Below are 20,702 nucleotides of genomic sequence, written 5' to 3' on the forward strand. Positions count from 1 at the left end.
CCCCGTCCCGGGTCCCGCCCTCAGCCTGCGGGGGGCGGGGAGGACGGGTCCGTCGACGAGGGACGGGAGGCGGGGAGGTCCTTCCCCTAGACCACCCGGGTCAGCGCCGGCCAGAGCCCGTCGCCGCCCTCGGCGAGCAGCCCGACGCCGAGCACCTGCGACCAGGTGAGCTCGGAGCCGGCCTCGTCGCGCCACGACCACAGCCGCCGGGTCAGGTGGTGCAGCCGGTACTCCTGGGTGAACCCGATCGCGCCGTGCACCTGGTGCGCGAGCCGGGCCACGACCTCCACCGCCGCACCGGCGCGCACCTTCGCCGCCGCCGTGGCCAGGACGACGTCCTGGGTGGTCGGGTCAGCGCCGCGGTCGAGCGCCTGGACGGCGGCGTCGACCAGCGCGGTCACCGCGGTGACCTCGCCGGCCATCTGTGCCAGCTCCATCTGCACCGCCTGGAACCTGCCCAGCGGCCGGCCGAACTGCTGCCGTTCCCCGGCGTACTGCACCGTCCAGGCGAGCACCTGCTCCAGCGCCGCCGCCATCTGCACCGCCCGCGCCAGCGCGTACCGGGCCCGCACCTCGCCGGCCTGCGCCGGCGTCAGCAGCGCGCCGGACGCCGCGGTACCCCCGAGCACCAGCGACCCCCGCGGCTCCCCGGCCAGGTTGCGCGCGTCGCTGGTCGCCAGTCCCTCGGCGTCCACCAGGGCGAGTACCGCACCCTCGATGCCCTCGGGCGGCTGCGCCAGGACGGCGACGTGCTCGGCGACCCCCGCCCACGCGACGTCCGTCGCGGTGCCGGTCAGCGTCCAGCGCCCCGGCCCGTCGCCGTCGTCGGACGGCTCGCCGTGCACCGCCCCGGCGACCGCCAGCGTAAGCGGCTCGGCCGGGTCGGGCAGGTCGAGGTCGGCGGCCAGCAGCGCGGGACCGGCGGCGAGCAGCTGCTCGGCCACCGGCACCGCCCCGGCACCGGCGGCCAGCGTGCGGACGACGGCCACCGCGTCGGCCAGCTCGCCGCCGGAACCGCCGGCCTCCTCGGGCAGCCCCACCCCGGTCAGCCCGGCCTCGGCCAGGTCGGCCCACAGCCCGGCGTCCCACGCGGTGTCCGCGGTGAGGGAGAACGGCTCGTGGCCGGCGAGGATGTCGCGGACGGTCTCGATCACCAGGTCCTGGTCGGATGCCATCAGCGCCATGCCCCCGTCTCGACCCCGTTCTCGTTCCGCTCCTCGGTCCATGCGCCAGTCGCCCCAGCGGTCGCTCGCTGGCGCTCGCTGCGATGCTCACCGCCTGACGGGCTCGAGGCAGCTCCCTGCGATGCTCGCTCGGCCGTCGTCATCGCAGCCCCAGCCCGCGAGCGACGATGCCTCTCAAGATCTCGTTCGTCCCGCCGCGCAGCGTGTAGCCCGGCGCGTGCAGCTGCGCCTCGGCCAGCGCCCGCCCCAGCGGGTCCGGCGAGTCCAGCGACGGGATCACCTCGACGACCCGGCGGATCTCGTCGACCACATCGGCCTCGAACGTCGTCCCCACGTCCTTGACCAGCGCCGCCGGGATGTCGGGCAGCTCGCCGCGGTCCAGCGCCGCCGCGATCCGCAGCGAGAGCTGGCGCAGCGCCAGCAGCCGCGCCGAGAGCCGGCCCAGCGTGGCCAGCTGTGCGCGGTCGCCGGTGTCGCAGGCGCGCCGGCCGAACTCCGCCAGCAGCGGGTAGGTCGACAGGAACCGCTCCGGCCCCGACCGCTCGAAGGCCAGCTCCGCGGTCACCTGGTGCCAGCCGGCGCCCTCCTCCCCCAGCAGCATGTCGCCGGGGACGACGACGTCGTCGAACACGACCTCGTTGAAGTGGTGGCCGCCGTCGAGGATGCGGATCGGGTTGATGCCGATCCCCGGCAACGACAGGTCGACCAGCAGCTGGGTCAGACCCTGGTGCTTGCCGCGCGGGCCCTCCCCGGGCGGGCCGGTGCGCACCAGCACGATCCCGTAGTGCGAGTGGTGCGCGTTCGACGTCCACACCTTGGCGCCGTTGACCACCCAGTCGCCGTCGGCGTTGCGCGCCGCGCGGGTGCGGATCGAGGCGAGGTCGGAGCCGGAGTCCGGCTCGCTCATGCCGATGACGAAGTAGCACTCCCCCGCGGCGATGCGCGGCAGGATCGCCTGCCGCTGCGCCTCGGTGCCGTAGCGGAGCAGGTTCGGTCCCGACTGCCGGTCGGCGATCCAGTGCGCCGCCACCGGGGCGCCGGCGGCCAGCAGCTCCTCGGTCACCGCGTAGCGCTCCATCGCCGAGCGCTCGTGCCCGCCGTACTGCTTCGGCCAGGTCATCCCCAGCCAGCCGCGCTCGCCCAGCTTGCGGGAGAACGCCGGGTCGACACCGGAGAGCCACGTGTCGACGTGCGTGGTGAAGGTGCCCGCGGCCAGCTCCTCGGCCAGGAACGCCCGCACCTGGGTGCGGACCTCCTCGGCGGCCTCGGACGGCGGCGCGGGCGCCAGGGTCAGCGGACTGCTCATGCGGTGCGACTCCCCACGTCGGTGTGGCTGTGCCCCCCTGGTTGTACAGGGCGGCGGCGTGGCGAGCGCGGCGGCGTCCGCGGACCCCGGTCAGCCGGGGGGCGACGTCGGCGGGGTGCCGGGCGGGGCGCCGTCGTCCTCCCGGCCCTCGTCCTCCTCCGGCGCGCGGGTGAGCTGGCGCAGCTCGGCGACGACGTCCCCGGCGACGGTCGCCAGCGAGGTCACCGCGCCGGACACCAGCCGCCGCACCCCCGGGCCGTCGAGGCCGAGCAGCGCACCGAAGCCGGCGGCGACGTCCACCCCGGGGAGTGCACCTGGTACCCCGACCGCCCGCGCCTGCCCGTCGGCCAGCTCCGGCGACCAGCGCATGGCGTCGCCGGACATCGTGATGTCGCCGGTGGCCCCGTCGATCGACTCGGTCACCGGGTTGGGTCGACGCTCCATGGCCGCCTCCCGCGCCGCACGTGCCTGTCCCTGATGGTGACCCGCGGAGGCAGCAGGCGCTAGGGGCGTCGGCTGATCGCCAGCAGCGCCACGTCGTCGGCGCGCACCCCGCTCGCCAGTTTGGCCAGCAGCCGGTCGCACAGCTCGTCGGGGTCGGTGGTGCCGGCCCGCACCGCCGCGTCCCGCAACGCGGCCAGGCCCTGGTCGATGTCGGAGTCCCGGCTCTCCACCAGGCCGTCGGTGTAGAGCAGCAGCGTCGCCCCCGGCGCGAGCACGCCCGCCCACTCCACCGCGGGGCCCGGCGCCGGAGGGGCACCGAGCATCCGGCTGGGCCGCACGTCGAGCAGCTCCGCCGTCCCGCACTCGATCAGCAGCGGCGGCAGGTGCCCGGCGGAGGCGATGCGCAGCCGGCCGCTGCCCGGGTCGAGCACCGCGAACAAGGCGGTGGCCATGAGCCGCAGGCCCAGCAGCGACCAGCCGGCCTGCAGCCGGTCGATGACCGCGCTCGGCGGCGGCCGGTCGGCCAGCAGCGCCCGGTAGACGCTGCGCAGCTGGCCCATCACCGCCGCCGCGGTGATGTCGTGCCCGACGACGTCCCCCACGGCCAGCGCCACCTGCCCGTCCGGCAGCGGGACGACGTCGTAGAAGTCGCCGCCCACGTCGGCACCACGGCTGGCCGGCAGGTACCGGACGGCGGCCGCCAGCCCCGGTACCGGCGGCGGTGCCGGCGGCAGCAGGTTGCCCTGCAACGTGTGCGACGTGCGGGTCTCCAGCTCCAGGCGCTGCGCCTTGTCCACCACCTGCGACACCTGCAGCGCCAGCTGCTCGGCCACCTCGACGTCGGCCGGGGTGAACGGCCCGCGCCGCCGGTCGCTGCCCAGGCTCAGGACGCCGAGCGCGCGTCCGTCGGCCAGCAGCGGCACGCAGACGAGGTTGACCAGCTCGAGGGCGCGGGCGACCCGGAGGTGCTCCTCGTCGGCGGTGACCTGCGCGAGCCACCGGTCGGTCACCTCCCGGATCCACACCGTCCGGCCCATGTCCACGGCCTGCACGGCCGGGTGCGGCGACCCGTGGTGCGGCAGGTGGCGTTCGGCCAGCTCGGCGGCGAGGTGCCGTCGTGCCGGGTCGCCGTGCCGGGCGGCCGCGCGCACCAGCCCGTGGTCGCCGACCAGGTCGATGACGCAGACGTCGGCCAGCCGCGGCACCGCGAGCTCGGCCAACCGCTCCGCTGTCTCGGGGACGTCTCCGGCCGAGGCCATGAGCCGGGCCGCGTCGAGCAGGAACGCCGAGCGCTCGGCCTGCCGCGTGGTCTCCTCGAACAGCCGCACCCGCTCGATCGCCTGACCCGCCTGGCGGCCGACGGTGGCGAGCAGGTCGGCGTCGGCCTGGACCAGCTGCCCCCGCTCGCCGGGCGCGGTCAGGTCGATCAGTCCGCTGTCGCCCGTCAGGCCGAGCAGCAGCACGAGGGCGCCCAGGTGCCGGGAGTCGGCGTCCACCGGGACGACGACGAGCGCCTCCTGCCCGGCGTCCTCCATGGCGGTGGCCAGCCCCGGCCACACCGAACGCAGCCCTGCACCCTGCGGCACCGTGTGCACCCCGCCGTCGCGGACCAGCTCCGCGCCGCCCAGGGCCGCGGCCTCCATCGCCTCCAGCAGCTCGGGCGCGATGCCGTCGGCGGCGACCAGCTCCAGCGGCGGCACCGACAGCTCGGCCCGCGGGCTCGCCCGCCGCTCACCGGCCAGCCACAGCGCGGCGCCGCTGGCCCCGACCGCCTCCCGGCTGCGGCGCACGATCACCTCGGCCACGTCGCGCGCCGAGGAGGCCGCCGACACCTCCGACACCACCTGCTGCAGCGTGTGCGCCCGGCGCTCGGACTCCGCCGCGGCGCGCTGCGCGGCCAGCAGCGCCCGCTCGTACCGGCGCCGGGACGTCGCCTCGAACACCGTCGCCCGGACCAGCAGCGGCGCGCCCGCCTCGTCGCGCACCTCGACCGCGTTGAGCAGGCACGGCAGCAGCGACCCGTCGGCGCGGACGACGTCGAGCGCGACCTCCCGCACCATGCCCTGCATCCGCAGCAGCGGCGCCAGGTGGGTCTCGTAGAACACCCGGCTGCCGATGTTCAGCAGGTCCTGGAAACGCAGCCCGGTCAGCTCGCCGACCGCCCGCCCGGTCCACTCGCAGAAGGTGCGGTTGGCCTTGACGACCTGCCCGTCGGGGAGTGCGGAGAAGTAGCCGCACGGGGCGTTCTCGTACAGGTCGGCCGGGTCGTCCTCGAGCAGCCGGCGCAGCCCGGCAGGCCCCTCCCGGGGGTCGGTCCGCCGCGGCTCGTCCATGACCGCGCTACCCGAGGAAGGCGCGGATCGCGGCGGTCGTCTCCTCCGGCGCCGACAGGTGCGGGCAGTGCCCGGTGGCGGCCAGCTGGGTGAAGACGCTGCCGGGCACCTGGTCGTGGACGTACCGGCCGACCACCTCGGGGGCGATGGCGTCGTCGGTGCACTGCAGCACGAGCGTCGGCACCCGGACGCCGGGCAGGTCGGCGCGGTTGTCGGAGAGGAAGGTGACGCGGGCGAACTGCCGGGCGATGTCGGGGTCGGTGCGGCAGAAGCTGTTGGTCAGCTCGGCGGTGAGCTCGGGCCGGTCGGGGTTGCCCATGATCACCGGGGCCATCGCGGCCGACCAGCCCAGGTGGTTGCTGTCGAGGGACTCCAGCAGCGCGGCGATGTCCTGCCGCGAGAAGCCGCCGCTGTAGTCGCCGTCGTCGACGTAGCGCGGGTTGGGCCCGACCATGACCAGCGCGCCGAACCGCCCCGGGGCCCGCGCGGCGGCCAGGACGCCGATCATCGCGCTCACCGAGTGCCCGACGAAGACGACGTCGTCGAGCTCGAGCTCGCGGCAGATGTCCACGACGTCGGCGGCGTAGCCGTGCAGCGACCCGTACTTCTCGGGGTCGTAGGCCGCCAGGTCCGACCGGCCCGACCCGACGTGGTCGAAGAGGACGACACGGTGGTCGACCGCGAAGTCCGGGGCGACGAAACGCCACATCTCCTGATCGCAGCCGAAGCCGTGCGCGAAGACCATCGGCCGCGCGCCGTCGACCCCGCTCACGCGGACCCGGTTCCGGGCGATCACGCTCACTGCCGAAACGTAACCGTCCGGGGCGCCTCCTGTCCCTCCCCCGTCCGCGAGTCGTGATCCGCTGCTGGACCGGACAGGGACCGAGAGCCCTGTCGGGCCGGCACCCACCGTCCCTACGCTCGCGGAGTCCCGGCCCCGCTCCTCCGAGGTGCTCCATGCCCGCCGCGGCGCTCTCCCGCTCCCCCGTCCGGACGGCCCGCGGCGGTCCCCCGGACGACGTCCCGACCTCCCGCGCGGTCGCCGCCGAGCTGGTGCTCCACCGCCTGGTGCGCCGCGAGCTGCGACTGCTGGCCGAGCTGTCCGCGCGGGCTCCCGCCGGTGACGCCGACCGCACCCGCGACCTGACCCGGCACGCCGACCTGCTCGGCCGCCTGCTGCTGCACCACCACGCCGTCGAGCGGGAGCTGCTCTGGCCGGCCCTGCTGCGCGCGGCGCCGTCCGCGCGGCCGCAGGTGGAGCGGTGGACCGCCCGCGTCGCCGGCCTCGACGCCCGGCTGCGCGACCTGTCCACCGCCGCTCGGCAGTGGGCTGTGGCCGCCTCGGGCAAGGCGCGCGACGCCTTCACGCTGGCCTGCCTGGACCTCGCCGACGCGGTCGACGCGCAGACCGCCGAGGAGGAGCGAGACCTGCTGCCACTGCTCGCCGTGCACCTGTCCCCCGGAGCGTGGGCGGAGGTCAGGCAGGCGGCACGCTGCCCGCTGTCCCGGCGCGAGCGCCTGCTGGTCCTCGGCCTGGCGCTCGAGGACGCGTCCGCCGCCGAACGGGCGCGGTTGCTCGCCGGGCTGCCGGTGTCGACACGGCTGGCCTGGCGGTTGATCGGCCGGGGCCGCCACCGCGCCGCCGTCGTCCGGCTGCGCGGGGAGCCACCGGCCAGGTGAGCAGTACCGGCCCCGTCCAGAGGCTCGCCGCGAGCCTGCGAGTGGTGAGGAGGACGGGGTCCTTCTTCAGTAGCGGGACGTGCCGCAGTCCCCGCAGCGCTTGCGCGGCGGGAGGGTCTCGCGCTGGCAGTTGGGGCAGGTCCAGGCGCTGCGGTCCACGTGCGGCCGGGTGCGCGGACGCGGACTGCGCCGGGGCCGGGGGTCGGTCCGGGTCTGGGTGGGGGTCGGGCTCATGGGCACCTCCTGGGTCGCACCGCCGACGGTAGGCAGCCGACGTGACGCGGAGGTGACCTCCGCGTTGCCGTTCGGGACCCGCCCGCGCGCCGCTGTCCCGCGCGCCCCGGGAGACCCGCCACTCGACGAGCGCAGCGGGCCGGCGATGAGTTGCGTCCCCACCGCCGGTCATGAGGACGTGCGCGCGACGTTCGTCCTCGTCCCCGGAGCCGGCGGCCGGGCCTGGTACTGGCACCGGCTGGTGCCCGAGCTGGAGCGGCGCGGCTCCACCGCGGTCGCCGTCGACCTGCCCGCCGACGACGACACCGCCGGCCTCGAGCGCTACACGCAGACCGTGCTGGCCGCGGCGGCCCGGTGCTCCGGCGGGCCGTTGGTCGTCGTCGGCCAGTCGATGGGCGGGCTCACCGCGCCGCTGGTCTGCGCCCGGAGGGAGGTCGACCTCCTGGTCCTGCTGAACGCCATGGTCCCGCGCCCGGGCGAGACCGGAGGCGAGTGGTGGACGGCCACCGGCCACGAACGGGCCCGGGCGGAGGCAGCGCAGGCGCACGGCTGGCCGTCGGACGACGACGACGCGTTCCTGCACGACGTCCCGCCCCCGGTCGCGGCCACCGCGCCCGTGCCGTTCGCCCAGTCGGGCACGCCGTTCACCGAACCGTGGCCGCTGCCCGCCTGGCCGGACGTGCCGACCCGGGTGCTGGCCGCTCGGGACGACCGGTTCTTCCCCGTGGGCTTCCAGCGGCGGGTGGCCGCCGAGCGACTGGGCCTGCCGGTCGACGAGCTGCCCGGCGGCCACCTCGTGGCGCTCAGCCGCCCGGAGGAGCTCGCCGACCGGCTGGTCGACCACCAGGCCGCGCTGCCCGTTCCCTGACGGCCGCGCCGGGTCCGTGGCCGACCGCACGGCGGCGCCTGGCTCCGGCGCCGGGAATGCGCGGGCACCATGGACGTTCGTCTGTTCCTGCAGCCCAGTACCGACAGAGAGACGCGCAGTGCCGACGACGCAGCCCGAGGTCGTACCCCACCCCGAGATCGACGCCGAACAGCAGTACGTCAAGGAGCTCTACGGCCGCCTGGACGCCGCCCGGGACCTGGCCGAGCGGCGGCTGAAGCAGGCGATCGCCTGGCCGGCGGTCGACCCGCAGGCGCTGCAGGAGCGTGACGCCACGGTGCGCTTCCAGACCGAGCGGGTCACCGCCCTGGACGCCGCCGAGGCCGGCCTGTGCGTCGGCCGGATCGACCGGACCGACGACGGCCCCCTCTACATCGGCCGGATCGGGCTGGCCGCCGACGACGCCGGCGGGGACCCCGCGCTGGTCGACTGGCGGGCGCCCGCCGCGCGGCCGTTCTACACCGCCACCCCGGTGCACCCGCTGGGCGTGGCCCGCCGCCGGCACATCCGCACGCGGGGGCGCACCGTCGTCCGGCTGGACGACGAGGTGCTCACCGACGGGCTGGCCACCTCCGGCCTGACCGGCGAGGCCGCGCTCATGGCCGCGCTGGACACCGCGCGCACCGGCCGGATGACCGACATCGTCCGCACGATCCAGGCCGAGCAGGACCGCATCATCCGCGCCGACGACCGCGGCGTGCTCGTCGTCCAGGGCGGGCCGGGCACCGGCAAGACCGCCGTCGCCCTGCACCGCGCGGCCTACCTGCTCTACACGTACCGCGAGCGGCTGGCCCGCCGCGGCCTGCTCGTCGTCGGCCCCACGCCGACCTTCCTGCGCTACATCGCCGACGTGCTGCCCTCCCTCGGCGAGACGGGCGTGCTGCTGGCCGGGCTGGGCCAGCTGCGCCCCGGCCTCGACGCCCGCGGCGCCGAGTCGCCGGAGACGGCCGCGGTCAAGGGCCGGCTGGAGATGGTGCAGGTGCTCGAGCGCGCCGTCGCCGATCGGCAGGTGGTGCCCGACTCCCCCGTCGAGGTGACCGTCGACGGGTTCGCGCTGCGGCTGCGGCCCATCGACGTCAGGCGCGCGCAGAACGCCGCCCGCAGGGCCGAGCGGCTGCACAACCTGGCCCGGCCGGTGTTCGCCCGCCGCGTCGTCGAGCTGCTCACCCGGCGCTACGCCGAGCGCATCGGGGTGGGCATCGACGGCGGGGCCGACCTGCTCGACCGCGAGGACACCGGCGCGCTGCGCCGCGAGGTCGCCGAGGAGCCCGCCGTCCGGCTGCTGGTCGACGACCTGTGGCCGGTGCTCACCCCCGAGCGGCTGCTCACCGAGCTGTTCGCCGACCCGGCCCGCGTCGCCGCCGCCACGCCGGGGTGGGACGACGAGACCCGAGCCCTGCTGCACCGCCCGCGGGGGTCGGCCATGTCACCCGAGCAGTGGACGCCGGCCGACGTCCCGCTGCTGGAGGAGGCCGAGGAGCTGCTCGGCTTCGACGACAGCGCGCAGCGGGCCCGCGCCGAGCGGGACCGCCGGCGCCGGCTGGCCGAGGCGCAGGAGACCCTCGACGTGCTGCACGGCTCACGTTCCATCGACCTCGAGGACGAGCACCTGGAGGCCGAGGTGCTCAGCGCCGGCGACCTCATCGGCGCCGAGGAGCTGGCCGAGCGGCAGCGCACCCTCGACACCCGCACCACCGCCGAGCGCGCCGCCGCCGACCGCACCTGGACCTTCGGGCACGTCGTCGTCGACGAGGCCCAGGAGCTCTCCCCCATGGCCTGGCGGCTGCTGGTGCGCCGCTGCCCGACCCGGTCGATGACCGCCGTCGGGGACCTGGCCCAGACCGGCACGCTCGCCGGCGCCGCCGCCTGGGACGAGACGCTGCGCCCGCACGTCGGGGACGCCTGGCGGCTGGAGGAGCTGACCGTCAACTACCGGACGCCGGCCGAGATCATGGCCGTCGCCGCGGACGTCCTCGCCGCGGGCGGCACGGGGGCGAGCGCGCCGCGCTCGGTGCGCCCGGGCACCGCGCAGCCGTGGGCGGAGGTCACCGGCGAGGCGGCGCTGGCCGCCCGGGCGGCCGAGGTCGTCGAGGAGTGGGCGGCGCAGGAGGGGACCACCGCGGTGGTCGTCCCCGCCAGCCGGGTCGCCGAGGTCGCCGCGGCGGTCGCCGCCCGGGTGGACGGCGTGACCTCCGGGCCCGAGGCCGACTCGTCGCAGGGGCCGGTGGTGCTCACCCCGGGGGAGGCCAAGGGCCTGGAGTTCGACGCGGTGCTCGTCGTGGACCCGCGGCGGGTGCTCGACGAGGGGGTGCGCGGCCACAACGACCTCTACGTGGCGCTCACCCGGGCCACCCAGCGGCTCGGCGTCCTCTCCCCCGGCGACCTCCCCGCGGAGCTCGCCCGCCTGACCTGAGAAAGGGACCCCCGCCCCGTCCCGAGGCTCGGCCCGGGCTCGCGAGTGGTGAGCAGGGGTCCTCCTGCCTGCAGGGGCCGCTCGCCGGTCAGGGGCTCAGTGCTGCGGGTGCCGGCGGCGGGTCGTGCCCTCCACGGCGGCGGCCAGCACGGCCGCGGCCAGGAGCAGGACGCAGCCGGCGCCGACGAGGGGCAGGCCGCCCATGGTGTACATGTCGAGCTCGGCCCAGACCACGCCGGCGACGAGCGCCAGCAGCCCCACCACGCCGAGCAGCGGCGCCAGCCACCTGCCCATGTCGCCCCCTCGTCCGTACGAGCCCGGCGATCAGACCACGCGGCGACGACACACCGCCGCCGAGTGCGGCGTGCCCGCCACGGAGCGCGACCGGCCGGGTTCAGTCGGTCCCGCGGACCCGCAGCACCACGCCGCTGGCCGGCTTCGCCGGGATGCGCCGCAGCGAGATCGACAGGTCCTGCTCCGGGACGTCGGCCGGCAGCCGGGCCAGCCGCACGGCCAGCGCCGACAGGACGGCGACGGTTACCTGCTCGCCCGGGCAGCGGTGGTTGGTGCGTGGGTCACCGCCGCCCTGGGCCACCAGCTCGAAGGCACCGATCTCCCGGCCGAGGAAGCGCTCGGGCCGGAAGGTGTACGGGTCGCCCCACAGGTCCGGGTCGTGGTTCTGCCCGTAGAGGTCGAGCAGCACCATCGAGTGCTCGGGCACCCGCTCGCCGTCCCACTCGACCTCGCGCGGTGCGCGCCCGCCGATGAACGGCGCGAACGGGTAGAAGCGGCGCACCTCGTGCGCCCAGGCCGCCGCGACGGCGGGGTCACCGGAGGCCAGCCGCCCGCAGTACTGCGGCCACCGGGCCAGCGCGTGCCCGGAGAAGGCGAGGAACCAGCTGATGGCCACGGTCGGCCGGATGACGTTGAGCAGCTCGACCGCGGCGGTGTGCGGGTCCAGCCGCTCCCCGTCGGCGTCCCGGTGCCGGGCGACGACGTCGACCACCGAGCCGTCGGGGACCGTCGCCGCGCCGCTGCGCACGTCCCCCACCAGGCTGGACAGCCAGGCCTCGCGGCGGCCGCGCGCCCGGCGGGCCCGCCAGTGCCGGGGCCCGGCGGTGGCGAAGCCGTCGACCATCGCGGTCAGGTCCCGGGCCACCGAGGGCACCTCGTCGTCGGCCAGCGGGACCCCGGCCCAGTCGCACCCGGCGCGGGTGAGCACCTCGGCGGCCTCGTCGAAGAGCACGACTTCCCCGCGGCGCGTCCAGCCGGGCACCGCGGCGTCCCAGGCGGCGGTGGCGCAGTCGACGAGCGGGGCGATCCGGTCGTCGTCCATGAGCAGCGACACGAACATCGCCTTGCGGGTGCGGTGCGCCTCACCGTCGAGGGTGTGCACCGCGCCCTTGCCGAACAGCGTGCCCTGCACCGGCTCGGGGATGGCGTGCGCGCGGTGCACGTGGTCCTCGTCGTAGAGGAAGCGGGCGGCGTCCGGACCCTCGATGCCCAGCGCCGGGAGGCCGCCGAGCCGGACGGCGACGGTCCGGCCGTCGCGTGCCCGCCGGGCGTCGGGCAGCCAGCCGTAGCCCTTGGCGAACAAGAGGGGGCTGTTCTCGAGTCGGGGTCGGCGCACGGGGGTCCCGGTGCCCAACCCGGACCCGGCTCACACGAAGGACCCCGCCCTCCTCACCGCTCGCACGCTCGCGGCGAGCCTCTGGACGGGGCCAGGGAGGGGCCGCGGCGGACCCCTCCGGCGAGAGGTGCTGGAACGGCCACCCTCCAGGGGTCCGCGCCGAGCCTGCGAGGCGTGGGGAGGGTGGTCCTTCGTCAGCCGGGGCGCTGCTGCTGCAGGCGGTCGTCGCGCGGGGCGCTGGCCTCGTCCGGCGGCGGTCCGCCGGCGGCGCCTCGCGAGCCCAGCCGGCGCAGCAGCGCGGTGACCTCCCCGACCGCCGATGACGACGCCCCCTCCGGCACGGCGCGCTCCACCTGCTGCAGCGCCTCGGCCAGGGCCCGTTCCTCGTCGGAGAGCATCCCGCGGTAGGCCGGGTCGAGCAGGTAGCCGGTCGGCGGGGTGGACAGGCAGCCGATGCAGTCCAGCAGGAGCTCCAGCAGGCGGGCGGCCTCGACCGGCGGGGTGTCGGCCGGCGCGATCGCCACCGTCTGCACGTCCTGCTCCCACAGCCGGGCGCGGGCCGGGTCGTCCAGCAGCGCCAGCACCGTGCCGCTGCGCTGCCGCGGGCCCGCGCCGGGGGCCCGGGTGGCGCTGCGCACCTGGTGGGCGATGCGGATCAGGTCGTCGTCCTGCATCGAGGTGCCGACGAACAGCACGTGCCGGGTGAGCAGCAGCGAGTGCAGCACCCCGGCCAGGGCCGCGCGGGTGTCGCCGAACTGCAGGTACTCCTCGCGGGTCAGCACGACGCTCTCGGGGTGCGCGGCGTCCCCGTGGAGCTTGAGCAGCCAGGGCCGGCCGGGGACGGCGTCGTCGAAGGGCAGCACCGAGAGGTCGCGGCCGATGTCAGCGGCGGCGAGCTCGACCAGGGGGTCGTAGTTGGTGGTGACGAACTCCTGCACCGGCAGGTCGGCGAGCAGAGCGTGCGCCAGCGCGTAGTGCCCGGGCCCGAACCGCTCCTTGACGAAGCCCTCCAGCTGCTCGCGGCCGAGCTCGCGGGCGAGCAGCGCCGCGGCGTCCTGGGCCGGCAGCCGGGACAGCCCGGCGCGCAGTGCGTCGTCCAGCCCGGAGCGCTCGGCCAGCTCGTCGAGCAGCTGCTCCCAGGTGGGCAGCCCCGCCGCGGCGCTCACCCCCGCGCCGACGAAGGCGGCCAGCTGCCCGCGGCGGGCCCGCTCCCCGAGGTCCTCGGCCAGCTCCCGCAGGTGCTCGGGCAGGTCCCAGCTGCCCGCCTCGGCCCGACGTACCCGCTGCGCCGCGGCCAGGTCGCTGGGCCCGCGCAGCACCAGAGCGACGTCGAAACCGTGCTCGGCGGCGCCCTCGCGCAGCACGGGGAGCAGGCGCTGCAGCAGGGTGCCGCGCTGTCCGGCGGCCCCGCCCCAGCCGGTGCCGAGGGCCGGCAGGGCGACCAGCCGGCGGGCCCGGCCGTGCACGGGCGCGGGGACCTCGCGCCGGGCGACGGCGGCCAGCGCCTCCCGCGCGCCGTCGACCAGCCAGCGCAGCGCGTCCTCGGGGTCGCGCTCCCGGTCGTCGACGGTGTCGACCAGCCACAGCTGCCGGCCGGGGTCGCCCGCCCGGCCGGCGGGCACCTCCAGCACCCGCTCGTCGCCGCCCCAGCCGAGGTCGAGGCAGACGCCACCGCGGTCCTCGCTCGTCACGACGTCGTCGGGCAGCAGGCCGCGCCACTCGGGGGTGACCCGCAGCGACCGGTCGGTGGGCACCAGGACGTCGTCGCAGACCAGCCGGCGCAGGTCGGCGCCGACGACGAAGACGTGTCCGGTCACGGTTCCAGGGGTGCCCCGCCGGGCCGGTGGTGAACCGGCACGCAACCGGGTGTTGCCCGGCCGGGGTCACCCGCTCAGCGCGGGATGCCGCAGCCGCCTGCGCCGCACGCGCAGCCGGCGCAGGCCGCGGGCCGGACCGGTGCCGGCTGGGCGGCGATGGCCCGCAGGCTCGAGGAGCCCACGAGCAGGACGACGCCGAGCACGCCCAGTCCCAGCGCCCCGACGACGGTGGCGCCACCGGCCGCGCGCTCCCAGCCGGTGGCCAGCCCGGTGACGACCAGCAGGCCGGTGACCAGTGCCCACCAGACGAGCGCCGCCTGGCCGCTCCGGCGGACCGCCCCGCCGCGGCCGAGCAGCGTGAGCGCCCCCACGAGCAGCCCCGCCGGGACGGCGACCAGCACCGCCCAGCTCGCCAGGCCCGCCGGGACGGAGGCGAGCCCGAGGGCCAGCACTCCGGCGGCGGCGACCGCGGAGCCCCGCGCCCGGCGCCGGCCGCCCTCGGCCGCCAGCTGCCCACCGCGCCAGGCGAGCAGCGCGCCGGCCACACCCAGCAGCAGCCGGGCGCCACCGTCGGCCCAGGAGACGGCGACCGCCGCGACGACCAGCAGCGCGACCCCGCCGGCCAGCCACCGGGGCCACGCCCGCCGGGCCTGCTCGGGACTCGTCCGCTCCACCGCCGTCATCGCTGCGCCGCTCGCCACGGGACAGAGTGTCCCCCACCGTGCCCGGTGTGCCGGCGCGAGCCGTGCCACCCTGCGGGGATGGGCCGCAGCAGCGCGGCCGGCGGAGCGGGGAGCGCAGTGGCGGCCAGGCGGTGGTCGTCGCCGTCGGCCTGGTCGTCGTCGCCATCGGCGTCCACCACGTGCGCAAAGGCCTGCGGTCGGATTCCTCGACGAGATCGACCTCTCCACCGTCTCCCCCGCGCTGTGCGCCGTGGCGCACCGGTCAGCCAGGCCGGCTTCGTGCTCAAGGGCGTGGCGTTCGTGCTGGTCGGCGCGGTCGTGGCCTGGGCGGCGAGACCTTCGACCCGGCCCGGGCCACCGGGCTGGACGGCGCGCTGCCGGCGGTGGCCGCCGAGCCCCACGGCGCCTGGTCGTGGTCGTGGTCGCGGTCGGGCTGGCCGCCTTCGCGGTGTACTGCCTGGCCCGCGCCCGTCATCCCGTGGGCTGAGACAGAGCGGCCGGCCCCTCGCTGTGCCACGCTGATCAGTCCGCGGGCGACGGTGCAGCGGGTTCTGGGAGGAGCCGGCCATGGGCGGGACGACGAGACGGGCTGCGGGCGCCGCGGGCCGGGCGGGCGACAGCGACGCCCTCGAGAACCTGGCGCGCATCGGCCTGGTCGCCTACGGCGTGGTGCACCTGCTGCTCGCCTGGCTGGCGCTGCAGTTGGCCTGGGGCGGGGGCAGCGGCCAGTCCGCCGACCAGGCCGGCGCACTGGCCACGCTGGCCGAGCAGCCGCTGGGCCGGCCGCTGCTGTGGCTGCTCGCGGTCGGGCTGGTCGCGCTCGCGGCCTGGCAGGCGGCGGAGGTGCTGCGCTGGCGGAGCCGGCTCTCCTCGTCCGGGGACGCCCGGAAGAAGGCCCTCGAGAAGACCGTCAAGGCGGTCGCCAAGGCCGTCCTCTACGCGGTGCTCGCCGTCCTGGCCATCCGCACCGCGACCAGCGGCGGCTCGGGCGGGGGTCAGCAGCCGGCGGCCGGGGTCTTCGGCTGGCCGGCCGGGCGCTGGCTCGTGGCGCTGGTCGGCCTCGTCGTCATCGGGGTCGGGGTCTATCTGGTGCACAAGGGTGTCTCGAAGCGGTTCCTCGAGGAGGTGGAGCTGGGCTCGGCCTCCCCCCAGACCACCCGGCTGGTCACCCGGCTGGGACAGGCCGGTTTCCCCGCCAAGGGTGTCGCGCTCGGCGTGGTGGGTGGGCTCCTCGTCTACGCCGCCGTCACCTTCGACCCGGCCCGGGCCACCGGGCTGGACGGCGCGCTGCGAACGATCCTCGACGCTCCCTTCGGCCAGGTGCTGCTGACGCTGGTCGCCGTGGGCATCGCCGCGTTCGGCGCGTACTGCTTCGTCCGCGCCCGCTACCCCGAGCGCACCTGATGGAGGGCCCCCCTGCCCCCCGCGCCTCCCGGCCCCGTCCAGAGGCTCGCCGTGAGCCTGCGAACGGCGAGGAGGACGGGGTCCTTCTTCTGCAGGGGGGCCGGATCCACCGGCTGGTCGAGTCCGCCCGCGAGGTCACCGACCACCCGGTGCTCGAGGCGGTCGCCCGGCTGGGGCTGGTCGCCTACGGCGTCCTGCACCTTCTCATCGGCTGGCTGGCGGTGCAGCTGGCCCGCGGCAGCCGCCGCACCGACGCCGACCAGACCGGCGCCCTGCAGGCCGTCTCCGGCACCCCCGGCGGCACGGTGCTGCTCTGGCTGATCGGGCTGGGCATGCTGGCCCTGGCGCTCTGGCAGGCCGGCGAGGTGCTGCTGTGGTGGCGCGGGCTGCTCGGCCGCGAGCACCGGCTGCGGACGGCGGTCGTCTGCGCCAAGTGCCTGGCCAAGGCCGCCGTCTACGCCGTCCTCGGCGTGACCGGGTTGCTGTTCGCCCTCGGCCTGGAGTACCAGGCGGATGACCGGCTGCGCGAGCTCACCGGCGAGACCCTCGAGGTACCCGGCGGCGCGGCGGTGGTCCTGGCCGTCGCCGCCGGGGTGGTGGCCGTCGGGCTCTACACGCTGGTGCGCGGGCTGACCGGCGGCTTCATGCGGGACATCGACCTGCCCACCGCACCCGACCGATGGGAGCCGGTGATCGAGGCGGTCGGGCGGGTCGGCTACGTCGCCAAGGGCGTCGCGTTCGGCCTGGTGGGAGTGCTGCTGTGGCGGGCAGCCACCACCGCAGACGTCTCCACGGCCACCGGCCTGGACGGCGCGATGACCGCCATCGCCTCGGTCGGCGCCGGGCCGTGGCTGCTGGGTGCGGTCGCCGCCGGGTTCGCCGCCTTCGGCGTGTACGCCCTGGCCCGCGCCCGCTACCCCGACCGCGACCCGTCGTCCTGAGGCCCTCTGCCGGGCCCCGCCGCGCGCCTGCGAGCGGTGGGGGCAGAGGGTCCTCAGGTGCGAGGACCGCCGGCCACGTAGACGACCTGCCCGGAGACGAACCCGGCGCCCTCGCTGACGAGGAACGAGACGGTGTGCGCGATGTCCGCTGGGACGCCGGCGCGCTGCACCGGGATCGCCGCGGCCCGCTCGGCCACGTACTCCTCCCAGTTGCGGCCGATCCGCTCCGCGGTCGCCTTGGTCATCTCGGTCTGGATGAAGCCGGGCGCGACCGCGTTCGCGGTGACGCCGAACTTGCCGAGCTCGAGGGCGAGGGTCTTGGTGAAGCCCTGCAGCCCGGACTTGGCGGCGGCGTAGTTGGCCTGGCCGCGGTTGCCCAGCGCCGAGGTGCTCGACAGGTTGACCACCCGGCCCCAGCCGGCCGCGACCATGTGCTGCTGCACCGCGCGGGTCATGAGGAACGAGCCGCGCAGGTGCACGTGCATGACGAGGTCCCAGTCGGCATCGGTCATCTTGAACAGCAGGTTGTCGCGGGTGACACCGGCGTTGTTGACCAGCACGACCGGCGGGCCCAGCTCGGCGACGACCCGGTCGACGGCGGCCTGCACCTGGTCGGCGTCGCCCACGTCGGCGCCCACCCCCAGGCCGCGCCCGCCGGCGGCCTCGATCACCTGCACCGTGTCGGCGGTCGAGGACTCGTCGAGGTCGACCACCGCCACCGCGAAGCCGTCCTCGGCCAGCCGCCGGGCGGTGGCGGCGCCGATGCCGCGGGCCGCGCCGGTGACGATCGCGACGCGCTGCTGCTCGGTGGAGGTGGACATGCGGCAGCTCCTCTACTCGTTAAGGGAAGGCCTGGCCTGCAGCGGGGTCCTCTCTCAGACGCGCTCGAACAGTGCGGCGAGGCCCTGGCCGCCGCCGATGCACATCGTCTCCAACCCGTAGCGGGCGTCGCGGCGGGCCATCTCCCGGGTGAGGGTGGCCAGGATCCGCCCGCCGGTGGCCCCCACCGGGTGGCCCAGGGAGATGCCCGAGCCGTTGACGTTCGTGCGCTCGAAGTCGGCGTCGCTGAAGCCCCACTCGCGGGTCACCGCGAGTACCTGGCTGGCGAACGCCTCGTTGAGCTCGATCAGGTCCACCTCGGCGAGCTTGACGTCGGCGAGCGCGAGCGCCTTGGCGGTGGCCGGCACCGGCCCGATGCCCATGGTCTTGGGCGGCACCCCGGCCACGGCCCAGGAGACCAGCCGTGCCAGCGGGCGCAGGCCCAGCTCGGCGGCCTTCTCCGGGGAGGTGACGACGCAGACCGCGGCGCCGTCGTTCTGCCCGCTGGCGTTGCCCGCGGTCACCGTGGCCTCCGGGTCGTCCTTGCCCATGATGGGGCGCAGCTTGGCGAGGGTCTCGACGGTGGAGTCGGGGCGGATGTGCTCGTCGCGGTCGACGACGGTCTCGCTCTTCCGCTGCTTCACCGTCACCGGCACGATCTCCTCGGCGAACCGGCCGGCCTCGGCGGCGGCGGCGGCGCGCTGGTGGCTGCGGACGGCGTACTCGTCCTGCTCCTCGCGGGGGATCTGGTACTCGCGACGCAGGTTCTCCGCGGTCTCCAGCATCCCGCCGGGCACCGGGTGGTTCCGGCCGCCGGCGGTCACCCGGCCGCGGGCCAGCCCGTCCTGCAGCAGCACGCCCGGTCCGGCCTTGACCCCCCAGCGCATGGCCGTGGAGTAGAACGGCGCGTTGCTCATCGACTCCGCGCCACCGGCCAGCACGACCTCCGACGCACCGGTCTGCACCGCCATCGCCGCGTACAGCACCGCCTGCAGGCCCGAGCCGCAGCGCCGGTCGAGCTGGATGCCCGACGCGGTGACCGGCAGGCCGGCGTCCAGCGCCGCGACGCGGCCGAGCGCGGGGGCGTCCATCGTCGGATAGCAGTGCCCGAGCAGCACGTCGTCCACCGACTCCGGTGGCAGCCCGGTGCGCTCCATCACCGCCCGGATGACCGTCGAGGCGAGGTCCTGCACCGGGACGTCGCGCAGGGAGCCGCCGAAGCCGCCCACCGGGGTCCGCAGGGGCTCGCAGATGACTGCATCGCGCACGGGGTCCTCCTCGTTCGTCGCCGTAGGCACCCGTGAGTCTGCCCCGGGGCGGCGGCGCTGTCGCGGCGGCCTTCCCGCACGTCGCGCGCGCAGTCGGCGCGGTCTCCGTAGGGTGCCGCGGTGGCCTGGAGGCGAGCGGTGTTCACGTTGTTCGCGGTCGCGGCCGGCACCAACGTCCCGACGCCCCTCCTGCTGGTCTACCAGGATCGGCTCGACCTCTCGCCCGAGGTGCTGACCGCGCTGTTCGGCTGCTACGCCGCGGGCCTGGTGCCGGCGCTGTTCCTGGCCGGCCCGCTCTCGGACCGGCTGGGCCGCCGCCGGGTCGCCCTCCCCGGCGTCGTCCTCGCCGGGCTGGCGTCGCTGGCCTTCGCCGCGGCCGGCGGGTCGCTCGTGCTGCTGTTCACCGCCCGGTTCCTCCAGGGGGTGGTCAGCGGCGTGGTGTTCAGCGTCGCGAGCGCCTGGGTCGCCGAGCTGTCGGCCGCCTCCGGGGACGGCGCGGGCGGACGGCGGGCCGCGGTCGCGATGACCGCGGGCTTCTCGCTGGGCCCGCTGACCAGTGGCCTGCTGGGCCAGTTCGCGCCGGCGCCCACGGTGCTGCCCTACCTGCTGCACACCGTGCTGGTGGGCGTGGGGCTGGCGCTGGCGGTGCGGCTGCCGGAGACCGTCGTGCTGCGGGCCGGTGGCCGGCGCAGGGTCGGCGACCCCGCCGTCCCGCTGCTGCCGCCGGGCAACCTCGGCCTCGCGGCCACCGTGCTGGCCCCGGTCGCGGTCTGCGTCTACGCCTTCCCGTCGTCGGTCATCTCCGCCGTCCCGCTGCTCGGGGACCTGCCGGCCGGCGGCGTCGCCGTCACCGGCGTCCTCGCCGGCGTCACCCTCGGCGCCGGGACGCTCGTGGCCGGCCTGCAGCGCCGGCTGGGGCCGTGGACCGCCGTCACCGGCGCCGCCCTCGGCGCGGCCGGGTACGCCGCCGCGGCGCTGTTCGTGGCCACCGACGCCTGGCCGTGGCTGCTGGCCGCCGCTCCGTTGCTCGGCGCCGGCGGCGGGCTGTGCCTGGCGGCCGGGCTCACCGTCACCGGCCGGCTGGCTGCGCCCACCCGCCGGGGCGAGCTGACGTCGGTGTTCCTGGCCTGCGCCTACCTGGGCTTCGCCGTCCCGTTCCTCATGGCCACCGCGACCCGATCGGCGCCGGCCTGGGTGCCGATGCAGGTGGCCGCGGTCCTGACCGCCCTGCTCGCGCTGCGACTGGTCCCCGTCGCCCGCCGCGGCCGGATCTGACGCACTCGTCGCTCCCCGGCTGGGTGGCCGCGGCACCCTCGTGGCCGACGGACGGGTCGCTCCCCCTCCCCGAGTGCCACCCTGCCGGAGTGCCACCCTGCCGGAGTGCCACCCTGCCGGAGTGCTGGGACTCCGGGAGGGCACGGCCGGTACGCCAGGTGCGCGGTGCGGCGTGCACAGGGGTCCCGGCACGCGTTCCTGAGCGACCCGCTCGGGGACGCCACCCGGGCCCCGCGGGGCCGCCGTCGCGAGTAGCGTCCGGTGGGACGTCGAGATGGTCGGCGTCGACGGCGCGTCACACAGTCGGCGTTCCCACGCACGGCCCCCAGATCGGGGTCCGCGGCCGAGGTCACCAGCCCCGGGTTTCAGCAGACCGGAGATCCCG

The 20,702-nt window shown here is 76.6% G+C and carries 18 protein-coding genes; 6 read left to right on the forward strand and 12 right to left on the reverse strand.

Annotated features, from left to right (window positions below):
* Window positions 1–86 precede the first annotated feature (86 nt).
* From ACWIX3_RS22150 to ACWIX3_RS22170, 5 genes are all read right to left on the reverse strand, one after another.
* The gene (locus ACWIX3_RS22150; RefSeq protein WP_448609505.1) at window positions 87–1,175 is read right to left on the reverse strand and encodes an acyl-CoA dehydrogenase family protein; all 1,089 of its coding nucleotides are present in this window, start codon (window positions 1,173–1,175) and stop codon (window positions 87–89) included.
* 148 nt (window positions 1,176–1,323) lie between these two features.
* Window positions 1,324–2,490, reverse strand: a complete 1,167-nt coding sequence (locus ACWIX3_RS22155; RefSeq protein WP_448609506.1) for an acyl-CoA dehydrogenase family protein — start codon at window positions 2,488–2,490, stop codon at window positions 1,324–1,326.
* Between the two features lie 90 nt (window positions 2,491–2,580).
* On the reverse strand, window positions 2,581–2,934 hold the full coding sequence (locus ACWIX3_RS22160) for a hypothetical protein (RefSeq protein ID WP_448609507.1): 354 nt from the start codon (window positions 2,932–2,934) through the stop codon (window positions 2,581–2,583).
* 59 nt (window positions 2,935–2,993) lie between these two features.
* Window positions 2,994–5,267 (reverse strand): SpoIIE family protein phosphatase, encoded by a 2,274-nt coding sequence (locus ACWIX3_RS22165; protein ID WP_448609508.1) that lies wholly within the window; start codon window positions 5,265–5,267, stop codon window positions 2,994–2,996.
* Window positions 5,268–5,274: 7 nt separating this feature from the next.
* Window positions 5,275–6,069 carry an alpha/beta fold hydrolase gene (locus tag ACWIX3_RS22170; RefSeq protein WP_448609509.1) on the reverse strand — a complete coding sequence of 265 codons (795 nt, stop codon included), beginning with the start codon at window positions 6,067–6,069 and terminating at the stop codon, window positions 5,275–5,277.
* Between the two features lie 155 nt (window positions 6,070–6,224).
* Between ACWIX3_RS22170 and ACWIX3_RS22175 the strand changes: the two genes are divergently transcribed.
* On the forward strand, window positions 6,225–6,947 hold the full coding sequence (locus ACWIX3_RS22175) for a hemerythrin domain-containing protein (RefSeq protein WP_448609510.1): 723 nt from the start codon (window positions 6,225–6,227) through the stop codon (window positions 6,945–6,947).
* A gap of 66 nt (window positions 6,948–7,013) precedes the next feature.
* On the opposite strand, the gene ACWIX3_RS22180 is transcribed toward ACWIX3_RS22175, so the two are convergent.
* Window positions 7,014–7,181: a hypothetical protein gene (locus tag ACWIX3_RS22180; RefSeq protein WP_448609511.1), complete on the reverse strand. Its 168-nt coding sequence runs from the start codon at window positions 7,179–7,181 to the stop codon at window positions 7,014–7,016.
* Window positions 7,182–7,359: 178 nt separating this feature from the next.
* Here ACWIX3_RS22180 and ACWIX3_RS22185 point away from each other — a divergent pair, with 178 nt between their 5' ends.
* Together ACWIX3_RS22185 and ACWIX3_RS22190 are read left to right on the forward strand one after the other, a co-directional pair.
* Window positions 7,360–8,049, forward strand: coding sequence for an alpha/beta fold hydrolase (locus ACWIX3_RS22185; RefSeq protein ID WP_448609512.1), 690 nt, complete (start codon window positions 7,360–7,362; stop codon window positions 8,047–8,049).
* Between the two features lie 118 nt (window positions 8,050–8,167).
* Complete coding sequence (locus ACWIX3_RS22190; protein WP_448609513.1) at window positions 8,168–10,480, forward strand: HelD family protein; 2,313 nt, start codon at window positions 8,168–8,170, stop codon at window positions 10,478–10,480.
* Window positions 10,481–10,576: 96 nt separating this feature from the next.
* Here ACWIX3_RS22190 and ACWIX3_RS22195 read toward each other — a convergent pair whose 3' ends face one another.
* The 4 genes from ACWIX3_RS22195 to ACWIX3_RS22210 form a co-directional block, all read right to left on the reverse strand.
* The gene (locus ACWIX3_RS22195; protein ID WP_448609514.1) at window positions 10,577–10,774 is read right to left on the reverse strand and encodes a hypothetical protein; all 198 of its coding nucleotides are present in this window, start codon (window positions 10,772–10,774) and stop codon (window positions 10,577–10,579) included.
* A gap of 100 nt (window positions 10,775–10,874) precedes the next feature.
* Window positions 10,875–12,110 (reverse strand): cytochrome P450, encoded by a 1,236-nt coding sequence (locus tag ACWIX3_RS22200; protein WP_448609515.1) that lies wholly within the window; start codon window positions 12,108–12,110, stop codon window positions 10,875–10,877.
* Window positions 12,111–12,304: 194 nt separating this feature from the next.
* Complete coding sequence (locus ACWIX3_RS22205) at window positions 12,305–13,927, reverse strand: SIR2 family protein (protein ID WP_448609516.1); 1,623 nt, start codon at window positions 13,925–13,927, stop codon at window positions 12,305–12,307.
* Window positions 13,928–14,001: 74 nt separating this feature from the next.
* On the reverse strand, window positions 14,002–14,628 hold the full coding sequence (locus ACWIX3_RS22210; RefSeq protein ID WP_448609517.1) for a hypothetical protein: 627 nt from the start codon (window positions 14,626–14,628) through the stop codon (window positions 14,002–14,004).
* Window positions 14,629–15,177: 549 nt separating this feature from the next.
* Here ACWIX3_RS22210 and ACWIX3_RS22215 point away from each other — a divergent pair.
* Window positions 15,178–16,014, forward strand: coding sequence for a DUF1206 domain-containing protein (locus ACWIX3_RS22215; RefSeq protein ID WP_448609518.1), 837 nt, complete (start codon window positions 15,178–15,180; stop codon window positions 16,012–16,014).
* A complete protein-coding gene (locus tag ACWIX3_RS22220; RefSeq protein ID WP_448609519.1) occupies window positions 16,014–16,955 on the forward strand; it encodes a DUF1206 domain-containing protein in 942 nt (313 codons plus the stop codon). The genes ACWIX3_RS22215 and ACWIX3_RS22220 overlap by 1 nt, the downstream gene beginning before the upstream one ends.
* Window positions 16,956–17,008: 53 nt before the next feature.
* Here ACWIX3_RS22220 and fabG read toward each other — a convergent pair whose 3' ends face one another.
* Together fabG and ACWIX3_RS22230 are read right to left on the reverse strand one after the other, a co-directional pair.
* Entirely contained in the window at window positions 17,009–17,776 is a 768-nt protein-coding gene (fabG, locus tag ACWIX3_RS22225; RefSeq protein ID WP_448609520.1) for a 3-oxoacyl-ACP reductase FabG, read from the reverse strand.
* 54 nt (window positions 17,777–17,830) lie between these two features.
* A complete protein-coding gene (locus ACWIX3_RS22230) occupies window positions 17,831–19,042 on the reverse strand; it encodes an acetyl-CoA C-acetyltransferase (RefSeq protein ID WP_448609521.1) in 1,212 nt (403 codons plus the stop codon).
* A gap of 120 nt (window positions 19,043–19,162) precedes the next feature.
* Between ACWIX3_RS22230 and ACWIX3_RS22235 the strand changes: the two genes are divergently transcribed.
* Window positions 19,163–20,317, forward strand: coding sequence for an MFS transporter (locus tag ACWIX3_RS22235; RefSeq protein WP_448609522.1), 1,155 nt, complete (start codon window positions 19,163–19,165; stop codon window positions 20,315–20,317).
* The last annotated feature ends 385 nt before the right edge of the window (window positions 20,318–20,702 follow it).

The sequence above is a fragment of the Geodermatophilus sp. URMC 60 genome (genome assembly GCF_053502585.1).